Origin of the sequence: Coleofasciculus sp. (genome assembly GCF_046539235.1) — a bacterium.
Lineage (GTDB): Bacteria > Cyanobacteriota > Cyanobacteriia > Cyanobacteriales > Coleofasciculaceae > Coleofasciculus.
Genome location: NZ_JBKHHI010000536.1, coordinates 1 through 3805, shown reverse-complemented (window position 1 = coordinate 3805; position 3805 = coordinate 1). Strand labels below are relative to the sequence as shown.

2 protein-coding genes are annotated in these 3805 nt (G+C 45.8%); one reads left to right on the top strand and one right to left on the bottom strand.

Features of this window, described 5'->3' with window-relative positions; all coding sequences use genetic code 11:
- Positions 1-68: 68 nt before the first annotated feature.
- Complete coding sequence (locus tag ACLFWI_RS28190; protein ID WP_446415685.1) at positions 69-1520, bottom strand: efflux RND transporter periplasmic adaptor subunit; 1452 nt, start codon at positions 1518-1520, stop codon at positions 69-71.
- 409 nt (positions 1521-1929) lie between these two features.
- Here ACLFWI_RS28190 and ACLFWI_RS28185 point away from each other — a divergent pair, with 409 nt between their 5' ends.
- Entirely contained in the window at positions 1930-3582 is a 1653-nt protein-coding gene (locus ACLFWI_RS28185; RefSeq protein ID WP_446415684.1) for an alpha-amylase family glycosyl hydrolase, read from the top strand.
- Positions 3583-3805 lie beyond the last annotated feature (223 nt).

The following is a 3805-nucleotide window of genomic DNA, read 5'->3' as shown; positions in this document are numbered from 1 at the left end:
ATCAACAATCAACCATGAACAATCAACAATCAACCATGAACAATCAACAATCAACAATCAACAATGCTCTAAGAATCTGGAATAATCGCAGCACCATCAGATAAATTAAGGATACCGGAGACAACGATTCTATCGCCCGGTTCTATGCCCTCAATAACTTGGTATCGATTCCCTTGAATATCACCCAATGTCACAGGGCGTTGCTTGGCGATGAGTTCAGGGGCGCCCGGTTTGGCTTCCTCTGGCGGTTGGGCGACAAAGACAAAAGGTTTCCCCGCCAGACGCGATACAGCATTGACGGGAATTAACACACCCGGACGTTTTTCCCAGATGACTCGTGCATCCACTTTCTGTTGATCGTACAGGCTACCATTTGGATTGAAAAATGTGGCTTTTGTCAAGAGGGTTTGGGAATTTCTGTTCACTTGCGGTGAAATAAAGCTAATCCGCCCTGTCGCAATGGGTGGTTCAGTGTCCGGGATACCTTGGTTTCGCAGTTCAACGGGGAGTCCGACACGCACCTGTCCGCTTTGCTGTTCGTCAATGGGAATTTCTACTTCTAAAGTTTGGTTTTGAGTAATGGTGGTGAGGGTATCACCCACATTTACATAGTCTCCCACTTTGACGGGAATATCTCCAACCACTCCATCAATGGGAGCGACAACGCGATTAAATTGCAACTCTTCTTGCTTAACCTCCACATCCGCCCTGGTGCTAGACAGGTTCGCGGCGACTCTGTCTTCCGTGGCTTGGGCGGCTTGGACTCGTTGTTGTGCCACATTCAGGGCTTCCCTAGAGGCGGCTAAGGCTTGGGCGGCTGCATCACGGGCGGCGATCGCTTGATTGCGATCGCGCGTTTTATCATCTAATTCTTGTCTAGGTTGAACCCCTTGAGACACCAACTGTTCTGCCCGTTGATAGTTGACTTGCGCCAGTTCGAGTTCTGCTTCTCGACTTTGCACTTCAGCCGCTTGGCGTCCCACTTCCGCTTTAAGACGGGCAATATCGGCTTGGGCGGCTCTCACTTCCGCTTGAGCATTATTCAGGGTAGCGGTTTGGGCATTAACATTCGCGATCGCACTTCTGAGTTCGGCTTCACTCCGTTCTGGCTTCAGTTGTAGAATTATATCTCCAGCTTGCACGCGATCTCCCGATGAGGCAGCAACTTTGGTAATTCTACCAGCGACTTCTGGTCGCAATTCGACCTTTTGTTTTGCCTGTAAGATACCCACAAACTGAGAACTTTCTTCCAGCGTACTTGATTCCACCTGCTCCAGTTTCACGGGGATGGCTTGAGGTTGCTGGGCGGTTGGGGGTGAGCTATTTTGCCGTAAAAAACGCCAAGCCGCCCAACCGCCACCACCGAAAACTAACAGGGTGAGTAACAATCCCAGCCATAATTTCGGCGTGGGTGACGATTTTCCTATGGGTTGGTCGGCGTCAGAGATAATAGAATCCGAAGATTCCCACGCTTGGTTTGAAGGCTCAGGAATAGATGTTTGGGAGTCGGAGGATGCCATAGTTGTGTTCTGATGATGGAAGTATTCTGATTTTGCGCTACAGTCCATCGTTGACTTGCTGGTTCAGATCGTGAGAACTCTCAGGCAATGCCATCCCCGGAGGGGTAAACTTGTCCTCACTTGTTTATACTACTTAAGACTTGGCAAAAATATATCCTCCAGTCGGGTGTATCGAGTAGAGACGTTGCCGGCAACGTCTCTACAGCGCTGGGGGAGATAGTAGCTGTTGGTGTTATTTCTGCCTTCTTGCACTTAGAACCCATCAACGTTAAAAAGACGATAAGAGGCATAACAATAACCAAGGGATAGCAATATCTATCTTCCGCTAGATAGCTATTTATCGAGGATACTCCTTACAATAAGCATCATGTTTAAACAATCCTTATTTTCCCCTAAGGGGGTCAAATAAATGGCTGCTCCCATTGAATTTGCTTTATTTGCTCCTTACAACGAAGGAGTATCATTGGTTAGCTGTTTCTCCAATTGGGAAGAAATTCCCATGCAGAAAGATAAGCAGGGATATTTTCGCACGTCCGTTGAACTTGAAGATGGTATTTATAAATACAAATTCCGGCTTCAATCCAAATCTTGGTTTTTTGAAGCTGATCAATGGGTAGAGGTCAATGATCCCTACGCTACCGATATTGAAGATCCGACTCAAAACTGCGTCGTGCGGCTCAAAGATGGACAACGCATCGTTGATACTTACGTTTGGATGCATGATGATAAACCATTACCCCCTGATCATGAATTAGTCATCTATGAAATGCATGTCGGTGACTTTTCCGGTGGCGAAGATGATCCTTATCCACGGGGGAATTACCAGCATGTTATTGAAAAGTTAGATTATCTGGTGGAATTGGGAATTAACGCCATTGAGTTAATGCCTATCAAAGAATATCCCGGTGACTACAGTTGGGGGTACAATCCTCGCTACTTCTTTGCGACTGAGTCCAGTTATGGTTCGACAGATGAATTGAAACATTTGATCGATGAGTGTCATGGCAAAGGAATTCGGGTAATCATGGACGGGATCTACAACCACTCAGAAGCGGAAAGCCCCCTCACCCAAATTGACCACGATTACTGGTATCATCACTCTCCCCGTGACCCAGATAATAACTGGGGACCAGAGTTTAACTACGAACATTATGACGAAAAGCTAGAGACTTACCCAGCGCGGAAGTTTATCGGTGATGTGGTTCGTTTCTGGATCACTGAATATCATATTGATGGCATTCGCTACGACGCTGCGCGACAAATGGCTAGCCACGATTTTATGCATTGGATTGTCCAAGAGACTAAAAAAACGGCAGAGGCAAAGCCATTTTACAACGTGGCTGAATACATCCCCGAAAATCCTAGCATCACCAATTTTGATGGTCCGATGGATGGTTGCTGGCATGATAGCTTTTACCACACCGTTAAACCTCACATCTGTGGTGACAGGTTTGAGTTAGAATCCCTTAAGGATGTAATTGATTGTAAGCGTCAAGGCTACCTAGGAGCAACTAATGTTGTAAATTACTTGACTAACCATGATCACGAACGCCTGATGGTTGAGTTGGCGAATCGGGAAATCTTTGATGAAGAAGCCTTTAAACGGCTCAATTTAGGGGCTGTTTTGTTAATGACAGCAGTTGGTATTCCCTTACTGTGGATGGGTGAAGAGTTTGGGGAATATCATCCGAAATCCATTGAGTCCAAAAAGATTGATTGGCAACTACTGGGTAATGATAGTAATCGCGGTTTGTGGGACTACTATAAAGGGTTAATCGGACTGCGAAAAAACAATCATGCTCTTTATACCGAGAACATTAATTTCTTTTTTGAAGATGCAGATGCCAAAGTTATAGCGTATGTGCGCTGGAATGATCAAGGCTCTCGTGTTGCTGTCGTTGCCAATTTTTCTGATAATTTCCTCGCTGGATATACTCTTTCCAACTTTCCGGAGAATGGTATTTGGCACGAATGGACAGGTAACTATGAGGTGGAAGCCAGCAATAACACTTTAACCCTTGATCTTGGCGGATACGAAGCCAAAGTGTTTGTCTGGCAGTAAGGAATCCAATCCGCGATCGCGTCTTTAGTAGGGTGGGCAATGCCCACCTTATTTTTATCAATAACATTGAAATTTTTGTCAACACCAAGTAGTAAAAATCAGTTAGCGATCGCAAAAATTTACGCATTCATAACATTCGTAGGGGAGAAGCATTTGCGCCCAGATTTTTCAGTTCGACGGCTAAATTGCCGTCGCGAATGCTTCGCCCTGTCAAAAGTCAGAT